Origin of the sequence: Pseudomonas fluorescens (assembly GCF_000730425.1) — a bacterium.
Taxonomy (GTDB): Bacteria; Pseudomonadota; Gammaproteobacteria; order Pseudomonadales; family Pseudomonadaceae; genus Aquipseudomonas; species Aquipseudomonas fluorescens_X.
In genome coordinates this window covers 1823462-1844815 of record NZ_CP008896.1, presented here as the reverse complement: position 1 = coordinate 1844815, position 21354 = coordinate 1823462, and the positions used below count along the sequence as shown (strand labels likewise).

Below are 21354 nucleotides of genomic sequence, written 5' to 3'. Positions count from 1 at the left end.
AATGCGGCGGATTTCCAGCCGGACTTTAGACCGATAGCCTCTAGGGCCTAGTCTTGCCGGGCATAATTAACCTGACTCATTGTGATTTACCCAAGTTCAATCCGATTGCGGTGTAGGCTTGAGGTTGTTCTCCTCAGGTGACGCTCTCCATGCTCTCAGCCCGTCAACGCCGCGCGATTCGCCTGGCCGTGCGCTTTATCGCTCCGTATCGCTGGCAGGCCGCTGGCGCCTTGCTTGCACTGATCGTCACTGCCGGGATTACCTTGTCCATGGGCCAGGGTATTCGTCTGTTGGTGGACCAGGGCTTCATGACTCAATCGCCGCACCTGCTCAACCAGTCCATCGGCCTGTTCATGATCCTCGTGCTGGGCCTGGCGGTGGGTACGTTTGCGCGCTTCTACCTGGTGTCGTGGATCGGCGAGCGGGTGGTGGCGGACATTCGCCGGCAAGTGTTCAACCATTTGATCTACCTGCATCCGGGGTTCTACGAGAACAACCGCAGTTCGGAGATCCAGTCACGCCTGACCGCCGACACTACCCTGCTGCAATCGGTGATCGGTTCATCCCTGTCGCTGTTCCTGCGCAACGCGTTGATGGTGATCGGTGGCATTGTCTTGTTGTTTATCACCAACCCCAAGCTCACCAGCATTGTGGTGGTGGCGTTGCCGCTGGTGCTGGCGCCGATTCTGATTTTCGGCCGCCGTGTACGCAACCTTTCGCGCCAGAGCCAGGACCGGATTGCCGACGTCGGTAGCTACGTGTCCGAAACCCTGGGCCAGATCAAGACCGTGCAGGCCTACAACCATCAGGTGCAGGATGAACAGCGCTTTGCGGTGACGGTGGAGGAGGCGTTCACCACTGCACGCAAGCGCATCGTCCAGCGCGCCTGGCTGATTACCCTGGTGATTGTGTTGGTGTTGGGTGCCGTCGGCGTGATGTTGTGGGTCGGCGGTATGGATGTGATCGCCGGGCGCATCTCCGGCGGCGAGTTGGCGGCCTTTGTGTTCTACAGCCTGATCGTCGGCAGCGCCTTTGGCACGTTGAGCGAAGTGATCGGCGAGCTGCAGCGCGCAGCCGGGGCGGCGGAGCGGATTGCCGAACTGTTGCGGTCGAGCAATGAGATCCACGCACCCGCGACAGGCGCGGTCAAATTGCCGCAGCGGGTCAGTGGCCGCCTGGAACTGCAGGACCTGTACTTTTCCTACCCCTCGCGTCCCGATCGTTTTGCGATCGAAGGCCTGAGCCTGAGCATCAACGCTGGCGAAACCCTGGCCCTGGTCGGGCCGTCCGGGGCGGGCAAGTCCACCTTGTTCGACTTGCTGCTGCGCTTCTACGACCCGCAACAGGGGCGGGTGCTGTTGGAAGGCGAGCCGTTGACCGGTCTGGACCCGCTGGACCTGCGCCGCTGTTTTGCCTTGGTGTCCCAGAGCCCGGCGCTGTTTTTTGGCAGCGTCGAAGACAACATCCGCTACGGCAACCCAGAGGCCAGCTTTGCCCAGGTCGAGGAAGCGGCGCGCATTGCTCACGCCCACGATTTCATCCTGCAAATGCCCAGCGGTTACCAGACCCATCTGGGGGATGGCGGCATGGGGCTTTCCGGCGGCCAGCGTCAGCGCCTGGCGATTGCCCGGGCCCTGTTGGTGGACGCCCCGATCCTATTGCTGGATGAGGCCACCAGCGCCCTGGACGCGCAGAGTGAGCATTTGATCCAGCAGGCGTTGCCGCAACTGATGAAGGGGCGTACCACGCTGGTGATCGCCCACCGCCTGGCCACGGTAAAAAACGCCGACCGGATTGCGGTGATGGATCAAGGGACATTGGTGGCTGTGGGCACGCATCAGCAACTGATCGCCAGCAACCCACTCTACGCGCGGCTCGCGGCCCTGCAATTTAACGAAGAACCCTTGTAGGCGCTGGCTTGCCGGCGATAGCGGTATGTCAGTCGCATTGATGCTGGCCGATGCACCGCCATCGCCGGCAAGCCGGCTCCTACAGATTATTATTGGTCGTCGAAATAGCGTTCGTGCCAATCCACCAGCGGTTGTGGCGAGTTGAGCTTCTGTCCGTAGATCACCGAATAAGACAGCACGTTCTGCACATACTGGCGAGTTTCGTCGAATGGAATGCTTTCCACCCACACGTCGAAACTCAGGTGGTCGGCGCCACGCAGCCATTGGCGCACCCGCCCTGGGCCGGCGTTGTAGGCAGCGGAGGCGAGCACGCGGTTACCGTTGAACTGGCTGTGCACCTGGCTCAGGTAGGCGGCACCCAGCTGGATATTCTTGTCCGGGTCCAGCACCTGCTGCGGTGATGCCAGCGGGATGCTGAACTTGCGTGCGGTTTCCTTGGCGGTGGCGGGCATCAGTTGCATCAGGCCACTGGCGCCGACGCCGGAACGGGCGTCATCCATAAAGGCGCTTTCCTGGCGGGTGATGGCAAACACCCAGCTCGAATGCAGGCCGCGGACCTTGGCTTCACGCACGAGGGTGTCGCGGTGGGCCATGGGGAAGCGGATGTCCAGGTCGTCCCAGTACTTGGCCTGGCTGATGGTACGGATCGCCGGGAAGTACCATTTCATGTCATAGGCGAGCTTGGCCTGGGCGACCATTTCATCACGGTTGAAGTGGCGGCTGACGTGATACCACTCGCGGCGACCGTCGACGATCTGGCCGCGGGCATAAAACTCCAGGGCACGGCGCACCCCCGGGGTGTTGCGCACTTTGTTGACCAGGGCCTGGCTCATGACCAGGGGCTGGTTGTTCAACTGATAGGGGGCCTGGGAGCGATCTGCGGCAAGGAAGCCATAAAAATCCCGCTCCTTTGCCAGGCCTTTGTACAGCACCAGCGCTTGCGGGTTCTTCGGCTCGGCCAGCTCCAGGGCGCGGGCCTGCCAGTAGCGCCAGCGGTTGGTGGTGGCCAGGTCCTGGGGCAGCTTGCGGGTCAGTTGGTAGGCATCTTCCCAACGGGCCAGGCGCAGCAACAGGCGCAGGCGCCATTCGGAGACGGTGTTGTCACGCAGCTCCGGGTCGTACTTGGTCATCACATCCAGGGCGCGGGGGTCGTAGCGCCGCGCCAGGGTCAGGCCGATTTCCCGGGCGATGGACACTTTTTCGTCACGGGAGAAGTGCATGCTGCTGGCATACCCATCCAGCAGGGCCATGGCTTGCTCCGGGTCCTGGCGCGCCAGGCGACGCAGGCCCAGGCCTACGGCGTCGGACATAGCTTCCGTGGCCGGCAGGAAGCGCGATGGGTCACTGAGCATGGCGGGTTTTTGCGCCACATCCACCATCAGGCGGCCCTGGGCACCCAGGGTCGGCAGGGTTTTCACCAGGCTGTTGGCCAGTGGATAGTTGCGGGCTTCGGCGGCCAGCTTGGTGCGGTCCCAGATTTTCTGTTCGGTCAGTTGGCCGGCGGCGGCCCACTGGCCAAAGGTGGCATCACAGGCGGCCGGTTGGGATTTGCCGGTCATCCACAGGGCTTCGGCAGTCTTGTAGCCTTCAGCCTTGAGGTTGTGGCTCAACTGGTACTGGCCATGGAGGCAGTCCAGCTCGGTGAAATTGAGCTTGGCGTCGTAGTACTTTTCAAAGGTCTGCCAATCGCCACGTTCGGCCAGCCAGCGCAACCAACGCAGTTTCATCCAGTTGGCCTGGGGCAGGTCGCCGTGTTTGGCCAGGAATTGTTCGATTTCCTGGTTGCTTGCGGACTTCAGGCGGGCGGTCAGTTCGTCATAGGCCAGGTACGGCGTCAGCGGGTAATCGGCCAGGGCCTGGCTGTATTGCATGTACGGACCGCTGTCGCCCTTGGCCAGGGCGCGCTTGGCTTGGTCGTAATATTGGCGTTGGGTGGTCAGGTCCACTGCCTGGGCAGTCTGGACGGCGGTGGAGGAAAGAAGCAGGCAAGATAAAAAGCTGAAAAGGCGACTGCGCATGAGACGTCCGTGCAAAGAAATCAGGACTAGTGCCGACGCTGTCGGCACTGATTGCCCCTAGCTTAGCCTTTTGCCCACAGCCGGTGAAAGCTTTGCAGGCCGCTTCGCTGAAGTTCTCAAGAAATGTCCTACAGAACGTGTCGAGCATGAAAATGCCGGCCGCTTCACCCCCCAACTCAGGTAGAATGCGCGCCCAGTTTTTGGAGAAGCGTATGACCCTGCTCAAATTCAGCGATGTGTCCCTTGCTTTCGGCGCTATGCCGTTGTTGGACAAGGTGTCCTGGCAGATCGCCCGTGGTGAGCGGGTGTGCATCATCGGCCGCAACGGCACCGGCAAGTCCAGCATGATGAAGCTGGTCAAGGGCGACCAGAAGCCCGATGACGGCTCCGTGTGGCGCGCCCCGGGCTTGAAGATCGGCGAATTGCCGCAGGAATTGCCGGTGGCCGACGAACGGACCGTGTTCGATGTGGTTGCCGAAGGCCTCGATGGCGTAGGCGCACTGCTCGCCGAATACCATCACCTGGCGCAGAACTGCGTCACCGAGCAAGACCTGGACAAACTGATGCACGTCCAGCAAGACCTCGAAGCCCGTGATGGCTGGCGCTTGCAGCAATTGGTCGATAGCACCCTGAGCCGCCTGCAACTGCCGGCCGACAAGACCCTCGCCCAATTGTCCGGCGGCTGGCGTCGCCGCGTACTGCTGGCCCAGGCCCTGGTGTCCGAGCCGGACCTGCTGCTGCTCGACGAGCCGACCAACCACCTGGATATCGGTGCGATTGCCTGGCTGGAAGAAGCCCTCAAGGACTTCCAGGGCGCCGTGCTGTTCATCACGCACGACCGTTCTTTCCTGCAGAACCTTGCCACGCGCATCCTCGAACTGGATCGCGGTGGCCTGATCGACTGGAACGGCGACTACGCCAGCTTCCTGGTGCACAAGGAAGCCAGCCTGGCCGCCGAAGAAACCGCCAACGCGCTGTTCGACAAGAAACTGGCCCAGGAAGAAGTCTGGATCCGCCAGGGCATCAAGGCGCGCCGCACCCGTAACGAAGGCCGTGTACGTGCCCTGAAGGCCTTGCGTGTGGAGCGTAGCGAGCGTCGCGAGCGCACCGGCAAGGCCAATATCCAGCTCGATACCGCCGACAAGTCGGGCAAGCAGGTCATGGTCTTGGAGAACGTCAGCTTCCATCACCCTGAGGGTCCGTTCCTGATCAAGGACTTCTCCATGGTCCTGCAGCGCGGCGACCGCATTGGCCTGCTGGGTGCCAACGGTACCGGCAAGACCACGCTGCTCAAGCTGATGCTCAACGGCCTGCAGCCGACCAGCGGCACCGTGGAAGAGGGCACGCGCATCGACGTGGCCTACTTCGACCAGTTGCGCCACCAGTTGGACCTGGAAAAAACCGTGATCGATAACGTCGCTGAAGGCCGCGACTTTATCGATATCGACGGCCAGAGCCGCCACGTGCTGAGCTATTTGGGCGACTTCCTGTTCAGCCCGCAGCGCGCCCGTACGCCGGTCAAGGCCTTGTCTGGTGGTGAGCGTGCGCGCCTGCTGCTGGCCAAGCTGTTCAGCAAGCCGGCCAACCTGCTGGTGCTCGACGAACCCACCAACGACCTCGACGTGGAAACCCTCGAACTGCTGGAAGAGGTCCTGCTGACCTTCAACGGCACGGTGCTGATGGTCAGCCACGACCGGGCATTCCTCGACAACGTGGTGACCAGCACCCTGGTTTTCGAAGGCGAAGGCAAGGTGCGCGAATACGTCGGTGGTTATCAGGACTGGCTGCGCCAGGGCGGCTCGCCACGCCTGCTGGGTGTGACCGAGAGCAAGTCCGGCAAGGCCGACTTGAACTCCGCCGTGGTTGCACCCGCGGCGGCTGAGCCTGTTCAGGAGGCTGCGCCGGCGGCCAAGAAGAAACTCAGCTACAAGCTGCAACGTGAGCTGGAAGCCTTGCCGGGCGATATCGACGCCAAGGAGCAGCAGATCGCTGCCGTGGAGGCCGAAATGGCTGACGCAGGTTTCTACCTGCGCCCTGCGGCAGAAACGGCCAAGGTCATCGAGTCCCTGGAGAAGCTGAACCAGGAGCTGGAAGCGTTGGTCGAGCGTTGGGCCGAGCTGGATGCCTGATTGATTCAGCGGCAATAAAAAACCGGCGCTCTTACGAGCACCGGTTTTTTTATATGAAAGGCAATCCAGCATGCAGGAGCTGGCAAGCCAGCTCCTGCATTTGAGTTCTTACGAGCTCTTGACCAGTTTCACTGCCAGCACATCGCAAGGCGCGCCGTGCAGTACATCATTGGCAGTGGAGCCCAGCAGCAACGCCAGGCCATGACGACCATGGCTGCCGACCACGATCAGGTCGCAGTTCTGTTCCTTGGCCAAATGGTGGATTTCCTGGCGTGGCTGGCCATAGGTCAGGTGGCTTTGCTCCTTTTTCAGCGCGGGGTACTTGGCGATCAGACGGTCCAGGCGCTCCTTGGCCTGGTCGAATTGCTGCTGTTGCAGTTGCGACAGGTCCATCGGAACGTCGCCGCCAAAGGCCATGGCCATGGGTTCGACGATATGCACCAGAGACAGCTTCACGGTATCGCCGGCAATGGCCAAGGCACGCTTGATCACCGGATCGCACTCTTCGGTCAGGTCCACAGCGACCAGAATATGTTCGTAAGTCATGAGGCGTTCCTCCAGGGGACTGCAATAAGTTCAGTATGGCTGCTTTCAAGCGGATGGGGTTGAGGCAGGTCAAATCCGCTCATCTAGAAATTCGGGAGTACACATATGACGGTCTGGATAGTGGTGTCAATCCTCCTGGTGGTCTTGAGTCCACTGGCATGGCTGCGACCTTCGCGCCACCAGAGTGGGCGCATGGCCCTGCGTATGGAGGCGCGTCGCATCGGCCTGGCGATGCAACTGTCGCCTCAGGAATGGCCGCATTGGCTCAAGCAGGAGCCGCCGAGCCCATGTGCGCAGTACTGTCGGCCACGACGGGGCAGCAAGCCTGCGCTCTGGGTTTATTGGCAACTGGAACCGGGTGTATGGGTCAATCAATGGCAGGAAGTCTGCGCCGACGAGAAGTTGTTGCCATATTTTTCGAAGCTGCCCGATAACGTCTACAAAATCGAAGCCGACGGGCAAATGATTGCCTTGTACTGGGGGGAGAAGGGCGAGTTGAGTGTCTTGCAAGACATCAACACGTTGCTCAAGGCCCTGGCCTGACACCTGTAGGAGCCGGCTTGCCGGCAATAACGAGCTTGAACATGCCATCGCCGGCAAGCCGGCTCCCACAAGGCAATAAAAAGCCCGACATCATCATCGGGCTGGGGTTGGCCAGGCAGGCCGGTAATTTGCAATTCATCACGCCGTGCATTCGCCCAGGCGTTCAAGCGTGCCGCTAGCCTAGCCGGATATCCGCTGCTGTACAGGCCTTTTCTATGCTTTTTCAATTATTGATTTTATGAATGCTGGTGCATTGATTCGGCGCAGCGGTTCTGAAATGACTGAAAAGTCGCGTTTTAGCGGCCCTTTCGAGCGATTGACAATTGTCGGAAATTGGCTGAAGGTGGCGTACCCAAATCAAACGGGCGTATGAATTGAGTGTTTGTCCTTCAGACCGTTCGTACAGAATCCCGACTATCGCGTTGGCGGGTGTGCCTGGCAAATTGGCGTTAGCATCGACGGTAACGTCAGTGTTTACGCCTCGGCCAGCGTCCGACGTGTACTGTTCAGCTTCCATATCGTGGAGATCAGTTGATGATTTACGAAGGTAAAGCCATCACGGTTAAGGCTCTTGAAAGTGGCATCGTCGAATTGAAATTCGACCTCAAGGGTGAGTCCGTCAACAAGTTCAACCGTCTAACCCTGAACGAACTGCGTCAGGCCGTAGACACCATCAAGGCTGATGCATCGATCAAGGGTGTGATCGTCTCCAGCGGCAAGGACGTGTTTATCGTCGGCGCTGACATCACCGAATTCGTCGACAATTTCAAGCTGCCCGATGCCGAGCTTGTGGCTGGCAACCTCGAAGCCAACAAGATTTTCAGCGATTTCGAAGACCTCAACGTGCCGACCGTTGCCGCGATCAATGGCATCGCGCTCGGCGGCGGTCTGGAAATGTGCCTGGCCGCGGACTTCCGCGTCATGGCCTCCACCGCGAAAATCGGTCTGCCGGAAGTCAAGCTGGGCATCTACCCGGGTTTCGGCGGTACCGTGCGCCTGCCGCGCATCATCGGTGCCGACAACGCCATCGAGTGGATTGCCGCCGGCAAGGAAAACCGTGCTGAAGACGCGCTGAAAGTCGGCGCCGTCGATGCCGTGGTTGCTGCGGACAAACTGGCAGAAGCTGCACTGAACCTGATCAAGGGCGCCATCAGCGGCGAGTTTGACTACAAGGCCAAGCGTCAGCCGAAGCTGGAAAAACTCAAGCTCAACGCCATCGAACAAATGATGTCGTTCGAAACCGCCAAGGGTTTTGTCGCCGGTCAAGCGGGTCCTAACTACCCGGCCCCGGTCGAAGCGATCAAGACCATCCAGAAAGCCGCGAACTTCGGTCGTGACAAGGCGCTGGAAATCGAAGCCGCAGGCTTCGTCAAACTGGCCAAGACGTCTGCTGCGCAGAGCCTGATCGGCCTGTTCCTGAACGATCAGGAACTGAAGAAAAAGGCCAAGGCCTACGACGAAATCGCCAAAGACGTGAAACAGGCTGCCGTACTCGGCGCCGGGATCATGGGGGGCGGTATCGCTTATCAGTCGGCGTCCAAAGGCACGCCGATCCTGATGAAAGACATCAACGAGCACGGTATCGAGCAAGGCCTGGCCGAAGCCGCCAAGCTGCTGGTAGGGCGCGTTGATAAAGGTCGCATGACCGCTGCGAAAATGGCTGAAGTGCTTAACGGCATTCGCCCTACGCTGTCCTACGGTGATTTCGGCCATGTCGACCTGGTAGTCGAAGCGGTTGTCGAGAACCCGAAAGTCAAGCAGGCGGTACTGGCTGAAGTCGAAGCGCAGGTGAAGGAAGACACGATCCTGGCTTCCAACACATCGACCATTTCCATCACCTTGCTGGCCAAGGCCCTCAAGCGTCCGGAAAACTTCGTCGGCATGCACTTCTTCAACCCGGTACACATGATGCCGCTGGTGGAAGTCATCCGTGGCGAGAAATCCAGCGAGCTGGCGGTTGCCACCACCGTTGCCTACGCCAAGAAAATGGGCAAGAACCCGATCGTGGTCAACGATTGCCCGGGCTTTTTGGTCAACCGTGTGCTGTTCCCTTACTTCGGCGGTTTCGCCAAGCTGGTCAGCGCTGGCGTGGACTTTGTACGTATCGACAAGGTCATGGAAAAATTCGGCTGGCCAATGGGCCCGGCGTACCTGATGGACGTGGTCGGTATCGACACCGGCCACCACGGTCGCGACGTAATGGCTGAAGGTTTCCCGGACCGCATGAAAGACGACCGCCGTTCGGCCGTCGATGCGCTCTACGAAGCCAAGCGCCTGGGCCAGAAGAATGGCAAGGGCTTCTACGCCTACGAGACCGACAAGAAAGGCAAGCAGAAGAAAGTTGCCGACCCATCGGTTCACGAAGTGCTGGCACCCATCGTCTACGAGCAGCGTGAAGTGTCCGACGAGGACATCATCAACTGGATGATGATCGCCCTGTGCCTGGAAACCGTTCGTTGCCTGGAAGACGGCATCGTCGAAACCGCCGCCGAAGCCGATATGGGCCTGGTGTACGGTATTGGCTTCCCTCCATTCCGTGGGGGTGCGCTGCGTTACATCGACTCGATCGGTGTGGCCGAATTCGTTGCCCTGGCTGATCAATACGCTGATCTGGGCCCGCTGTACCACCCGACTGCGAAGCTGCGCGAGATGGCCAAGAATGGCCAGAGCTTCTTCGGTTAAGTGCCCAGACGAATAGAGCGAGAATATTTATGAGCTTGAATCCAAGAGACGTGGTGATTGTCGACTTCGGTCGCACACCAATGGGCCGCTCCAAGGGCGGCATGCACCGCAACACCCGCGCTGAAGACATGTCGGCGCACCTGATCAGCAAGCTGCTGGAGCGCAACGTCAAGGTCGACCCGAACGAAGTCGAGGATGTGATCTGGGGCTGCGTCAACCAGACCCTGGAGCAGGGCTGGAACATCGCGCGCATGGCCTCCTTGATGACGCAGATCCCGCACACCGCTGCCGGCCAGACCGTCAGCCGGCTGTGTGGCTCGTCCATGAGCGCATTGCACACTGCCGCCCAGGCAATCATGACCGGCAACGGTGATGTGTTCGTGGTTGGTGGTGTGGAGCACATGGGCCACGTCAGCATGATGCACGGCGTCGATCCTAACCCGCACATGTCGCTGTACGCGGCGAAAGCCTCGGGCATGATGGGCCTGACCGCGGAAATGCTCGGCAAGATGCATGGCATTACCCGTGAAGCCCAGGATGCCTTCGGCTTGCGCTCCCACCAGTTGGCCCACAAGGCTACCGTGGAAGGCAAGTTCAAGGATGAAATCATCCCGATGAACGGCTATGACGAGAACGGTTTCCTGAAACTGTTCGACTACGATGAAACCATTCGTCCGGACACCACCCTGGAAAGCCTGGCGGCCTTGAAGCCGGCATTCAATCCAAAGGGCGGTACCGTGACTGCTGGTACTTCGTCGCAGATCACCGATGGTGCTTCGTGCATGATCGTGATGTCGGCCCAGCGTGCCCAGGACCTGGGGATCCAGCCTCTGGCGGTGATCCGTTCGATGGCCGTAGCGGGTGTGGATCCGGCGATCATGGGCTATGGTCCAGTACCGGCCACACAAAAAGCCTTGAAGCGCGCAGGCCTTTCCATCTCTGACATCGACTTCTTCGAGCTCAACGAAGCTTTCGCCGCACAGGCCCTGCCAGTGCTGAAAGATTTGAAAGTACTCGACAAGATGAACGAGAAGGTTAACCTGCACGGCGGTGCGATTGCCCTGGGTCACCCGTTCGGTTGCTCCGGTGCACGTATCTCCGGCACCTTGCTTAACGTGATGAAGCAAAATGGCGGCAACCTTGGGGTTGCAACCATGTGCATTGGTCTCGGCCAAGGCATTTCCACCGTCTTCGAACGCGTCTAAGCGTTGGGTTGACGGAAAGCCGGGGCCCAGTGCCCCGGTTTTGTTTTTTGGAATTTTTATTTTTTTTTTAATAAATTTTGTAAGAGGGCCAGAGCATGAAAGTCGAACCAGGGCTCTACCAGCATTATAAAGGTCCCAAGTACCGTGTTTTTAATGTCGCGCGGCACTCCGAGACTGGGGAAGAAGTGGTGTTCTACCAAGCGCTGTATGGCGATTACGGCTTTTGGGTGCGCCCCTTGAGCATGTTTCTGGAGACTGTCGAAGTTGACGGCGAGCAGGTCCCGCGCTTTGCTTTGGTGCAGGTCGAACCCAGTCTTTTTTCAGGGCAATAACGGACGGTTGCGCACAATGCTGCGCTTGACCTCACTGTGTTGCCACTATATATAGCGTTGCCGCGTCAGGCGCCAACCGCCTTTCTCTTCTCGAATTCAGGAATTTTCCGATCCATGGGCAAATCGCTGGTCATTGTGGAATCCCCGGCTAAGGCCAAGACCATCAACAAGTACTTGGGCAACGAGTACGTGGTGAAGTCGAGTATCGGCCATATCCGAGACCTGCCCACCAGCGGTTCGGCTAGCGCCAGCAAGGAGCCTGCTGCCAAGCGCGGCAAGGCGGCTGCGGGCGAAGGTCCGGTGCTCTCGCCCAAGGAGAAAGCGCGCAAGCAATTGGTCGCTCGCATGGGTGTGGACCCGGATCATGGCTGGAAGGCCAAGTATGAAATCCTTCCGGGCAAGGAAAAGGTCATCGAGGAGCTGCGCCGGCTCGCCAAGGATGCTGACACCATCTATCTCGCAACGGACTTGGACCGCGAAGGGGAAGCCATTGCCTGGCACCTGCGCGAAGCCATTGGTGGGGATGACAGCCGCTATAAACGCGTGGTGTTCAACGAAATCACCAAGAAGGCGATCCAGGAAGCCTTCTCCAAGCCGGGCGAACTGGACATTGACCGCGTCAATGCCCAGCAGGCTCGCCGCTTCCTTGACCGCGTCGTTGGTTACATGGTCTCGCCGCTGCTGTGGTCGAAGATCGCCCGTGGCCTGTCCGCTGGCCGTGTGCAGTCGGTTGCGGTAAAGCTGGTGGTGGAGCGTGAGCGCGAGATCCGTGCGTTCATCCCTGAAGAATACTGGGAAGTCCATGCTGACCTTGGCACCGCCAAAGGCGCTACGGTGCGCTTTGACGTGGCCCGCGAGAAAGGCGAGGCCTTCAAGCCGCTCAACGAAACCCAGGCCATGGCCGCGCTGGAGAAGCTCAAGGCTTCCAGCTACAGCATCGTCAAGCGCGAAGACAAGCCCACCAGCAGCAAGCCGTCCGCGCCATTCATCACCTCCACCCTGCAACAGGCCGCGAGCAACCGCCTGGGCTTTGGGGTGAAGAAGACGATGATGATGGCCCAGCGACTGTACGAAGCGGGCTACATCACCTATATGCGTACCGACTCCACCAACCTGTCGCAAGATGCGGTAGCGATGGCACGCACCTATATTGAAAGCGAGTTCGGCAAGAAGTACCTGCCGGAGAAGCCAAACGTCTACAGCAGCAAGGAAGGCGCACAAGAGGCTCACGAAGCGATTCGTCCCTCCGATGCCAATACCGAGCCAAGCAAGCTGAGCGGCATGGAGCGCGACGCTGAGCGCCTCTACGAGCTGATCTGGCGCCAGTTCCTGGCTTGCCAGATGTTGCCGGCGCAATATTTGTCCACCACCGTCACCGTGGGTGCCGGGGACTTCGAGCTGCGTGCCAAGGGGCGTATCCTCAAGTTTGACGGCTACACCCGCGTGATGCCGCAAATTGCCAAGCCTGGCGACGATGACGTGCTGCCGGACATGGCCCAGGGCGATGTGATGAAGCTGATCAAGCTTGATCCGTCCCAGCATTTCACAAAGCCGCCTGCGCGTTATTCGGAAGCCAGCCTGGTCAAGGAGATGGAAAAGCGTGGCATTGGTCGCCCTTCGACCTACGCGGCGATCATTTCCACTATCCAGGACCGAGGCTACGTAGCGCTGCATAACCGTCGTTTCTATTCGGAAAAGATGGGCGATATCGTTACCGAGCGTCTGTCCGAGAGCTTCTCCAACCTGATGGACTATGGCTTTACCGCCGGCATGGAAGAGAACCTCGATGACGTGGCCCAGGGCGAGCGCGACTGGAAGAACGTGCTCGACGAGTTCTATGGCGATTTCAAGAAAAAACTCGAAGTAGCCGAGAGCCCGGAAAACGGCATGCGCGCCAACCAGCCGGTGATGACGGATATTCCGTGCACCACCTGTGGTCGGCCGATGCAGATCCGCACCGCGTCCACCGGTGTGTTCCTGGGGTGCTCGGGCTATAGTCTGCCGCCCAAAGAGCGCTGCAAGGCCACCGTCAACCTGGTGCCGGGCGATGAAATCGCTGCCGACGACGAGGGTGAGTCTGAGTCGCTGGTGCTGCGTGGCAAACACCGTTGCCCGATCTGCAGCACGGCCATGGATGCCTACCTGCTGGACGAGAAGCACAAGCTGCATATCTGCGGTAACAACCCTGATTGCAATGGCTACGAGATCGAAGAAGGTACCTACCGCATCAAGGGCTATGAGGGTCCGAGCCTGGAATGCGACAAGTGCGGCAGCGAGATGCAACTCAAGACCGGCCGTTTCGGTAAGTTCTTCGGTTGTACCAACCCGACCTGCAAAAACACCCGCAAACTGCTGAAAAGCGGTGATGCGGCACCGCCGAAGATGGACCCGGTGAAGATGCCCGAGCTCAAGTGCGAGAAGGTCAACGACACCTATATCCTGCGTGATGGTGCTTCGGGCCTGTTCCTGGCTGCCAGCCAGTTCCCGAAAAACCGCGAGACCCGTGCGCCACTGGTGATGGAGATCGTGCCACACAAGGACGAAATCGATCCGAAGTACCACTTCCTGTGCGAAGCGCCGAAGAAGGATCCCGACGGTCGCCCGGCCGTGATCCGTTACAGCCGCAAGACCAAGGAGCAGTACGTGCAAACCGAAGTGGACGGCAAGCCTACGGGCTGGAAGGCCTTCTATGACGGTGGCAAGTGGAAGGTCGAGGATAAGCGCCAGGGCGCTTGATCTGTAGGCGCGAGCTTGCTTGCGAAGGTCGATAACGATGATGCGAAAAGCCTGACACCCAACGGTGCCCTCAGGTTTTTCGCGTGTAAACTCGCTCCAACAAAGTCAGCATCACGTTTATGTCGTTGTGGAGACTGCCGTCATGGCCAACGAACTCTATACCCGTACCAACCAGAAAATTTACTTCGCGGGTTTGTCTCTGGAAGCCCTTGGTCGTGCCGAGGAGGGGAAGGAGATGAACGCTATCGCGCTGGTCCAGGCGGGGCGAGAGTCGGCCTTGTTCCATCTATATGGGGCTTTGCTGGGGTTGTGTCATGAAATTGCCGGTTTCTATCGCTTGCCCCAGGCGAATGCACCTCGGGCCGAGGACATCCTGACCCGTGAGGTGTTGGAGTCTTTGGCCATCCCTGAGTTGGCTGAACTGGTGGAAATGGCCCGTAGCCCCGCCAGTTGGCTGGCCCGCCTGCTGGCTGCCCATTCGGCCATGTTCCAGCCGCCGCGTGTGCCGCACAAGCCCAAGGGGGATGTGACCCAGCCTCTGATCGTTGCGGTCAGCCTGGAAGAAGAAGGGCCGGAGCCACTGAGCCGGGTTGAGCTGGAGAGCTGGCGTCAGGAGCTGAAGAAGCTGGCGATCCGTTTTCGGGATGGCTTGAACGAGTGCTGAGTGGCAGGGCAATGTAGGAGCCGGCTTGCCGGCGATAACAATTGATCAAGCAATGCAAAGTTGGCCGGTAGACCGCTATCGCTGGCAAGCCAGATCCTGCAGACCATTCATCAAGCCGCAAAGAAAGCTGTTCAGATCCTGAGCTAGGCCGCGTTGATGACTGATATAATGTCGGCCTTTCGTGGAGAACAGATTTTTATGCCAACGTCCTTTCTGGAAATTGTTGAATTGCCCGACGGCCGAATTGAGCTGCGCAGGGCTGAGGACGAGGGTTCTCTGGTGACTTTGGACTTTTCCGAGGACGCCAAGGCGTTCCTGCAAGGCCAGCATGTGGAAGTGGCAAAAGCCATGTTGAGCGTGGGTGTGCAGATGGCGGGTCGCTTGGCTGAAGGCGAGCCAGAAAAAGACGACGGTCCACGGGTTCTTCACTGAGTCCGTTTGTCGTTTTTTAAGATTCAAATGCTCAATCGGCTTCTCAATTCTGTAGAAGCCTTGCGTCCGTCGCAGGCACTGACCTGGTGTCAGGCTGCAATCGGACGATCTGTGCCACTCCCGATAACGCGTTGCACGTCAGTCTCGGGCTTATCCCAAACGAATATTCAAGCTTTGTGCATCGCCTGCGCGCGCGGCGTTGATCAACTGCTGCTTGGCCGAAGCGTTCAGCGGGTTCAGCCAGCTGACGACGGTGTGGCTACGCCCAAGGCGCAACGCTTCGCAGGTCAGTTGCTGGGCGCTTTGGGTGCCGCGTGGTTGCAGCAGCAGGATACGCTCGCGGTTCAGGCCTGCATCCCGCAGCCAGACCTGGGTCAGGCTGGAGGGTGGGGCGATCAGGGTCAGCCAGCGGGCGTCCTGTTCCTCGCTCAGTTCACGCAGGATCGGTGCTAGCAAGCTCAGGCAGTTCCCGGCAGCGCCGCGCAACGACAATTCACTGAAGACCTCCGGTTCGGCAGGGGCGGTCCATGGGGACTCCACCGCGTCGCTGAGGATAGGTGCAAGTGGCTGGGCCAAAAAGGCCTCAAACAGTGGCAGTTGTGTATGTTGTTGCGCATATGGGAACTGCATGATGCCTCCGTTAGCGGCGAATAACGCCGACACTCAAGCCTTCGATCACCAGGTCCTGATCCTTCAGGTTGACTTCAATCGGCGAAAACTCGGGGTTTTCTGCCAAGAGCCAGACTTTGCTGCCTTCGCGCTTGAAGCGCTTGACCGTCACTTCGTCGCCAATGCGGGCCACGACGATCTGGCCGTTGCGTGCTTCGCGGGTGGTGTGGACGGCCAGCAGGTCGCCGTCGAAGATGCCCACATCCTTCATGCTCATGCCATGGACCCGCAGCAGGTAGTCGGCTCGAGGATGGAAGAAGGTTGGGTTGATATTGCAGGACTCTTCGACGTGCTGTTGTGCAAGAATCGGCGCGCCGGCGGCGACCCGGCCGATGATCGGCAGCGTCGATTCGTCAGCCTTGGCTTCGAAGCCTGGGATGCGAATGCCACGGGATGCCCCCGGGGTCATTTCGATCGCGCCCTTGCGGGCAAGGGCCTTCAGGTGTTCTTCGGCAGCATTGGGGGATTTGAACCCCAACTCCAGGGCAATTTCTGCCCGGGTTGGCGGATAGCCATTATCGTCGAGGCAGCGCTTGATAAAGGCGAGAATCTCAGCTTGGCGTGGCGTCAGTTTTAGCATGTTGATCGCTCTGTCTTTTTATACAGTGACTGGGATTATATACAGTGAACTGCACTTGGCAATCACCGTTTTTGCCGACTCCGCCGGACGGTCATCCGTCGTTCCTGGCAAAGGCCGGGGATAGTGCTGCCTACAGGCCGTTGAAGATGTGATTAAATAGGTACGAATCGGGTGACTACCCGGCCGGAAAACGGACCTGCAGGCTTGACATTGCACAAGGTGAAACGTATGTTTCAAACAAGTGTTTGTCAGGCGGAGTAGCCATGGCCCAGTCGGAAACCGTTGAACGCATTCTCGATGCTGCCGAGCAGTTGTTCGCGGAAAAAGGATTTGCTGAAACTTCATTGCGGCTGATCACCAGCAAGGCCGGGGTCAACCTGGCGGCAGTGAACTATCATTTCGGGTCGAAAAAAGCCCTGATCCAGGCGGTTTTCTCACGCTTCCTGGGGCCGTTCTGCGTCAGCCTCGACCGGGAGCTGGAGCGGCGCCAGGCTAAGCCCGACAATAAGCCAAGCCTGGAAGATCTGTTGGAAATCCTCGTCGAGCAAGCCCTGGTGGTGCAGCCACGCAGCGGTAACGACCTGTCGATTTTCATGCGCCTGCTGGGCCTGGCCTTCAGTCAGAGCCAGGGCCACTTGCGACGCTATCTCGAAGACATGTACGGCAAGGTGTTCCGTCGCTACATGCTGTTGGTGAACGAGGCCGCTCCGCGTATTCCTCCTATCGAATTGTTCTGGCGCGTGCACTTCATGCTCGGTGCTGCTGCGTTCAGCATGTCCGGGATCAAAGCCTTGCGCGCGATCGCCGAGACGGATTTCGGGGTCAACACCTCCATTGAGCAGGTCATGCGCCTGATGGTGCCGTTCCTGGCCGCCGGCATGCGTGCTGAAAGCGGCGTCACCGACCCTGCCATGGCGGCCGCCCAGTTGCGCCCGCGCAGCAAGTCCATCCCTGTTGCGGCCAAGGTTTAACCACTGGCGTCTGGGCGCAACCGCTTGCATCCGCTAAGCTAGCCGCCCATGCCGATTTCAAATAGTTACCCGTACCCTATCGCCTTGCCAGGCTTGACCTGGCGAAGCGGTAGGGTGCGCGCGTCATTCAAGGAAAATTTATGACTGCTGCCCTGCAAGGCTCTTTGATGGTAGACGTCGCCGGCACCTGGCTGACGGCTGAAGATCGCCACTTGTTGCGCCAGCCTGAGGTGGGCGGGCTGATCATTTTTGCGCGCAATATCGAGCATCCACGCCAGGTGCGGGAGTTGAGTGCGGCTATTCGCGCAATCCGTCCGGACCTGCTGTTGGCGGTCGATCAGGAAGGTGGCCGGGTCCAGCGTCTGCGCCAGGGTTTTGTGCGCCTGCCTGCCATGCGGGCGCTGGCGGACAATCCGAATGCCGAATACCTGGCCGAGCAGTGTGGCTGGGTCATGGCCACTGAAGTGCTGGCTGTTGGCCTGGACCTGAGCTTCGCCCCCGTGCTGGACCTCGACTATCAGCGCAGCGCCGTTGTAGGCACGCGTTCCTTCGAAGGTAATCCCGAGCGTGCCGCGCAGCTGGCGGGTGCTTTTATCCGGGGCATGAACAGCGCCGGCATGGCCGCCACCGGTAAGCACTTCCCGGGCCATGGTTGGGCCGAGGCGGATTCCCACGTCGCCATTCCCGTTGATGAGCGCAGCCTGGAACAGCTTCGCACCCATGACCTGGTGCCGTTCGCGCGCCTGAGCAAGCAACTGGCCGCCGTCATGCCGGCCCATGTCATTTACCCGCAGGTCGATAATCAGCCGGCCGGCTTCTCGCGCCGCTGGTTGCAGGACATCCTGCGCGGCGAGCTGCAGTTCGACGGAGTGATTTTCAGTGATGACCTCTCCATGGCCGGTGCCCATGTGGTGGGAGATGCGGCGAGCCGTATCGAGGCGGCTCTGAGCGCAGGTTGCGACATGGGTCTGGTGTGCAATGATCGTGCGGCTGCCGAGTTGGCCTTGAGTGCAGCCCAGCGCATGAAGGCCACGCCGTCGGTGCGCATTGCCCGTATGCGTGGGCAGGCAGTTGCGTCGACTGACTATAAGCAGGATCCGCGTTGGTTGGCGGCGCTCGGTGCGCTTCGGAATGCTCAGTTGATCGAATGAGATTGAGGTGCGCCCATCGCAGGCAAGCCAGCTCCCACATTATTCACCGATCAAAATGTGTGGCTTGCCTGCGATAGCAATAGAACAGTCAGCGCTTATCTTGCTTATTGGGCAACGGCGCAAACAGCGCCTCGATATCCTCGTTGCCCAACTTCCAGTCGCCGGTCGTCCGGCCATCCAGGACGCCCGCCGCCAGGTCTGACTTCTCCTGCTGCAACGCCTGGATCTTCTCTTCCACAGTGCCCCGCGCAATCATCTTGTAGACGAATACCGGCTTCTCCTGGCCGATGCGATACGCACGGTCAGTCGCCTGGTTTTCCGTGGCCGGGTTCCACCAGGGGTCATAGTGGATCACGGTATCGGCTTCGGTCAGGTTAAGCCCGACACCGCCGGCCTTGAGGCTGATCAGGAAGATCTGCAGCTTGCCGCTCTGGAAATCCCTCACCGGCGTGCGGCGGTCGCGGGTCTGGCCGGTCAGCAAGGCGTAGGCGACCCCGCGTTTTTTCAGCTCGTTCTCAATCAGGCTGAGCATCGAGGTGAACTGCGAGAACAGTAGGATCCTGCGCCCTTCGGCAAACAGTTCGTCGAGCATCTCCATCAGGCTGTCGAGCTTGCCGGAGCTGCTGCCGCGTGCGGGTGGGGTGGCGTCGTTGACCAGGCGCAGGTCACAGCAGACCTGACGCAGCTTGAGCAGCGCCTCAAGAATGATGATCTGGCTGCGGGCCACGCCCTTGCGGGTGATCTCGTCGCGGACCTTCTTGTCCATGGCCAGGCGCATGGTTTCATATACATCGCGCTGGGCTTCATTGAGATCGACCCAGTGGATGATCTCGGTTTTGGGGGGCAACTCAGTGGCCACCTGTTCCTTGGTGCGGCGCAGGAGAAAGGGTTTGATCCGACCGTTGAGGTGCTGCAATCGCACGTCGCTGCCGCGTTTTTCGATGGGCACGCGGTAATCGCGGTTGAAGCTTTTCACATCGCCCAGCCAGCCCGGCAGCAGGAAGTGGAACAGTGACCACAGCTCGCCCAGGTGGTTTTCCAGGGGCGTGCCGCTCAGGCACAGGCGCTGGCGTGCGTTCAGCTCGCGGGCGGCCTGGGCGGCTTTGCTGGTGGGATTCTTGATGTACTGGGCTTCGTCGAGGATCAGCACATGCAGGGGCTGCGCGGCCAACTGCTCGATGTCCTTGGGCAGCAAAGCGTAGGTGGTCAGCAGCAGGTCGTAATCCTGTAGCTGGGCGAAGTGTTTTTTGCGCGCGGCGCCGTACAGCGCCAGGACCTTGAGCTGTGGGGTAAAGTGCGCCGCTTCGTCGAGCCAGTTGGGGATCAGGCTGGTAGGCATTATCACCATGCAGGGCCGGTCCAGGCGCCCCGCGAGCTTCTCGCTGAGAATATGCGCCAGGGTCTGCAGGGTTTTGCCCAGGCCCATGTCGTCCGCGAGAATCCCGCCCACTTCCAATTGGCGCAAGGACTGCATCCAGCTCAGGCCTTCGAGCTGATAGGGGCGCAAGGTCGCGTTCAGGCCTTCGGGCGCTGCACAGGTGAAGTCCTTGATGTCGCGCAGGCGCTGGGCAAAGTTGCGGATCTGCTCGCCGCCTTCCCATTGCAGCGGCAGGTCTTGCAGCGGATTGAGGCGAATGGCATCGGCCTTGGCCAGACGCAAGGCCGTGGTGCCGGGCTCTTGCAGGTAGAACTCACCGAGGGTCGCCAGCACCGGCTTGAGCCGGCCATAAGGCAGCGCCACTTGCAGCGGGCCGTGGCCGCCATTGGGCAGGCCGGGAATGTTCACCAGGATCAGTTCGTCGTCGCGCCGGCGTGCGAGCTTTTCCGGGTTGAGGATTTCGGTGTGGGAGCGCATCAGGTTCAGCAGGATCGGCAGCAGGCTGAGCCGCTCGCCATTGACGATAATTCCCAGCTCCAGGTCGAACCAGTCACGCTCCGGTCCTTCATCGACGCTGGCGTACCAGTCGTCGACGGGGCTCAGGTCGAAGCCGAAATCCTCGTCGATCTGCAACTCCCAGCCTTCGGTACGCAGGCTGGGCGAGGCGTTGAGGGTGAAGTTCAACCAGGCGCTGTCATTGACCATCTCAAACAATTCGCCGGCGCTTTCCGGCAGGGCCTTGCTCTGGCGCGTGGCGATCTTGAAGCCAAGCAGGCGCAGTTGTTCGCGAAACCTGTGCTCGGCCTCGGGGTGACGCTTGATCCGCAGGCTCTGGGTTTCCTGGCGCACAATGATATCGGCGTTTTTCTGGCCGCTGACATAGTTGCCCTGGTAATTGAATGACAGTGCTGCCCGGTGCTGGATGTAACGCTGCATTTTGCCGTTGCGTGGTTCAAAGGCGCTGAACTCGATGCTGGCCAGCCAAAGCCGGGGAATCGGTTGCACATCTTCGAGCACCACTTGCGGCAGCACCACGCGGTTATCGAGCACGGCCTGGAGTTTTTCCAGCAGTTCGGCATCCTTGACCGCTGCCGGAAAGGCCAGGGTTTCCTGGACCTGCAGCAGCACTGCGGCAATGTGTTTGCAATTGGTGTGCACCGGGCAGGTGCAGCGGCTGTCCACCAGGATCAAAGTTCCCTTGGCCGACTCGCGCAGGGAGATGGTCTGTCGGTAAACGTTGCCGCCCGAACCTTCGCAACTGGCAATGATGGTGCTGTCGCCGGACTCGACAATTCGCACGCGGTTTTCCAGGGCGTAGCGCCGGCCACGCTCCAGGCTTTGTTCCTTGAAGCGGTTGGCCCAGGAGGGGGCCAGGGGTTTGGTCAGCGGGGACGGCAGGGACATGGTG

The 21354-nt window shown here is 59.9% G+C and carries 16 protein-coding genes; 11 read left to right on the top strand and 5 right to left on the bottom strand.

Features of this window, described 5'->3' with window-relative positions; genetic code table 11:
• Positions 1 to 149 precede the first annotated feature (149 nt).
• The gene (locus HZ99_RS07955) at positions 150 to 1910 is read left to right on the top strand and encodes an ABC transporter transmembrane domain-containing protein (protein WP_038442202.1); all 1761 of its coding nucleotides are present in this window, start codon (positions 150 to 152) and stop codon (positions 1908 to 1910) included.
• Positions 1911 to 1999: 89 nt separating this feature from the next.
• Here the strand turns inward: HZ99_RS07955 and HZ99_RS07950 are convergent, their stop codons facing one another.
• Positions 2000 to 3928, bottom strand: coding sequence for a transglycosylase SLT domain-containing protein (locus HZ99_RS07950; protein ID WP_038442200.1), 1929 nt, complete (start codon positions 3926 to 3928; stop codon positions 2000 to 2002).
• A 212-nt stretch (positions 3929 to 4140) separates the two neighbouring features.
• On the opposite strand from HZ99_RS07950, the gene HZ99_RS07945 reads away from it, so the two are divergent.
• Complete coding sequence (locus HZ99_RS07945; protein WP_038447999.1) at positions 4141 to 6057, top strand: ATP-binding cassette domain-containing protein; 1917 nt, start codon at positions 4141 to 4143, stop codon at positions 6055 to 6057.
• Positions 6058 to 6165: 108 nt separating this feature from the next.
• Here HZ99_RS07945 and HZ99_RS07940 read toward each other — a convergent pair whose 3' ends face one another.
• Entirely contained in the window at positions 6166 to 6603 is a 438-nt protein-coding gene (locus HZ99_RS07940; RefSeq protein WP_038442198.1) for a universal stress protein, read from the bottom strand.
• 105 nt (positions 6604 to 6708) lie between these two features.
• Here HZ99_RS07940 and HZ99_RS07935 point away from each other — a divergent pair, with 105 nt between their 5' ends.
• From HZ99_RS07935 to HZ99_RS07905, 7 genes are all read left to right on the top strand, one after another.
• Positions 6709 to 7146: a hypothetical protein gene (locus tag HZ99_RS07935; RefSeq protein ID WP_038442196.1), complete on the top strand. Its 438-nt coding sequence runs from the start codon at positions 6709 to 6711 to the stop codon at positions 7144 to 7146.
• Positions 7147 to 7680: 534 nt separating this feature from the next.
• On the top strand, positions 7681 to 9828 hold the full coding sequence (gene fadB / locus HZ99_RS07930; protein ID WP_038442194.1) for a fatty acid oxidation complex subunit alpha FadB: 2148 nt from the start codon (positions 7681 to 7683) through the stop codon (positions 9826 to 9828).
• A gap of 29 nt (positions 9829 to 9857) precedes the next feature.
• On the top strand, positions 9858 to 11033 hold the full coding sequence (gene fadA, locus HZ99_RS07925; protein ID WP_005786153.1) for an acetyl-CoA C-acyltransferase FadA: 1176 nt from the start codon (positions 9858 to 9860) through the stop codon (positions 11031 to 11033).
• A gap of 95 nt (positions 11034 to 11128) precedes the next feature.
• Complete coding sequence (locus tag HZ99_RS07920) at positions 11129 to 11365, top strand: DUF1653 domain-containing protein (RefSeq protein ID WP_038442190.1); 237 nt, start codon at positions 11129 to 11131, stop codon at positions 11363 to 11365.
• 114 nt (positions 11366 to 11479) lie between these two features.
• Positions 11480 to 14101 carry a type I DNA topoisomerase gene (topA, locus tag HZ99_RS07915; protein ID WP_038442188.1) on the top strand — a complete coding sequence of 874 codons (2622 nt, stop codon included), beginning with the start codon at positions 11480 to 11482 and terminating at the stop codon, positions 14099 to 14101.
• 142 nt (positions 14102 to 14243) lie between these two features.
• A complete protein-coding gene (locus tag HZ99_RS07910) occupies positions 14244 to 14765 on the top strand; it encodes a DUF6586 family protein (RefSeq protein ID WP_038442186.1) in 522 nt (173 codons plus the stop codon).
• A gap of 198 nt (positions 14766 to 14963) precedes the next feature.
• On the top strand, positions 14964 to 15197 hold the full coding sequence (locus HZ99_RS07905) for a hypothetical protein (protein WP_026136850.1): 234 nt from the start codon (positions 14964 to 14966) through the stop codon (positions 15195 to 15197).
• 150 nt (positions 15198 to 15347) lie between these two features.
• Here the strand turns inward: HZ99_RS07905 and sulA are convergent, their stop codons facing one another.
• Positions 15348 to 15827: an SOS-induced cell division inhibitor SulA gene (gene sulA, locus HZ99_RS07900; protein WP_038442184.1), complete on the bottom strand. Its 480-nt coding sequence runs from the start codon at positions 15825 to 15827 to the stop codon at positions 15348 to 15350.
• A gap of 10 nt (positions 15828 to 15837) precedes the next feature.
• Positions 15838 to 16446 (bottom strand): transcriptional repressor LexA, encoded by a 609-nt coding sequence (gene lexA, locus HZ99_RS07895; RefSeq protein ID WP_029300096.1) that lies wholly within the window; start codon positions 16444 to 16446, stop codon positions 15838 to 15840.
• A 263-nt stretch (positions 16447 to 16709) separates the two neighbouring features.
• On the opposite strand from lexA, the gene HZ99_RS07890 reads away from it, so the two are divergent.
• Positions 16710 to 17417 (top strand): TetR/AcrR family transcriptional regulator, encoded by a 708-nt coding sequence (locus HZ99_RS07890; protein WP_038442180.1) that lies wholly within the window; start codon positions 16710 to 16712, stop codon positions 17415 to 17417.
• Positions 17418 to 17557: 140 nt separating this feature from the next.
• Positions 17558 to 18568 (top strand): beta-N-acetylhexosaminidase, encoded by a 1011-nt coding sequence (gene nagZ / locus HZ99_RS07885; protein ID WP_038442178.1) that lies wholly within the window; start codon positions 17558 to 17560, stop codon positions 18566 to 18568.
• 88 nt (positions 18569 to 18656) lie between these two features.
• Here nagZ and HZ99_RS07880 read toward each other — a convergent pair whose 3' ends face one another.
• Positions 18657 to 21350: a DEAD/DEAH box helicase gene (locus HZ99_RS07880; protein ID WP_038442176.1), complete on the bottom strand. Its 2694-nt coding sequence runs from the start codon at positions 21348 to 21350 to the stop codon at positions 18657 to 18659.
• Positions 21351 to 21354 lie beyond the last annotated feature (4 nt).

Coding starts and splice junctions, on each gene's coding strand:
- HZ99_RS07955 (WP_038442202.1), top strand. CDS start 150: ATGCTCTCAGCCCGTCAACGCCGCGCGATTCGCCTGGCCGTGCGCTTT.
- HZ99_RS07950 (WP_038442200.1), bottom strand. CDS start 3,928: ATGCGCAGTCGCCTTTTCAGCTTTTTATCTTGCCTGCTTCTTTCCTCC.
- HZ99_RS07945 (WP_038447999.1), top strand. CDS start 4,141: ATGACCCTGCTCAAATTCAGCGATGTGTCCCTTGCTTTCGGCGCTATG.
- HZ99_RS07940 (WP_038442198.1), bottom strand. CDS start 6,603: ATGACTTACGAACATATTCTGGTCGCTGTGGACCTGACCGAAGAGTGC.
- HZ99_RS07935 (WP_038442196.1), top strand. CDS start 6,709: ATGACGGTCTGGATAGTGGTGTCAATCCTCCTGGTGGTCTTGAGTCCA.
- fadB (WP_038442194.1), top strand. CDS start 7,681: ATGATTTACGAAGGTAAAGCCATCACGGTTAAGGCTCTTGAAAGTGGC.
- fadA (WP_005786153.1), top strand. CDS start 9,858: ATGAGCTTGAATCCAAGAGACGTGGTGATTGTCGACTTCGGTCGCACA.
- HZ99_RS07920 (WP_038442190.1), top strand. CDS start 11,129: ATGAAAGTCGAACCAGGGCTCTACCAGCATTATAAAGGTCCCAAGTAC.
- topA (WP_038442188.1), top strand. CDS start 11,480: ATGGGCAAATCGCTGGTCATTGTGGAATCCCCGGCTAAGGCCAAGACC.
- HZ99_RS07910 (WP_038442186.1), top strand. CDS start 14,244: ATGGCCAACGAACTCTATACCCGTACCAACCAGAAAATTTACTTCGCG.
- HZ99_RS07905 (WP_026136850.1), top strand. CDS start 14,964: ATGCCAACGTCCTTTCTGGAAATTGTTGAATTGCCCGACGGCCGAATT.
- sulA (WP_038442184.1), bottom strand. CDS start 15,827: ATGCAGTTCCCATATGCGCAACAACATACACAACTGCCACTGTTTGAG.
- lexA (WP_029300096.1), bottom strand. CDS start 16,446: ATGCTAAAACTGACGCCACGCCAAGCTGAGATTCTCGCCTTTATCAAG.
- HZ99_RS07890 (WP_038442180.1), top strand. CDS start 16,710: ATGGCCCAGTCGGAAACCGTTGAACGCATTCTCGATGCTGCCGAGCAG.
- nagZ (WP_038442178.1), top strand. CDS start 17,558: ATGACTGCTGCCCTGCAAGGCTCTTTGATGGTAGACGTCGCCGGCACC.
- HZ99_RS07880 (WP_038442176.1), bottom strand. CDS start 21,350: ATGTCCCTGCCGTCCCCGCTGACCAAACCCCTGGCCCCCTCCTGGGCC.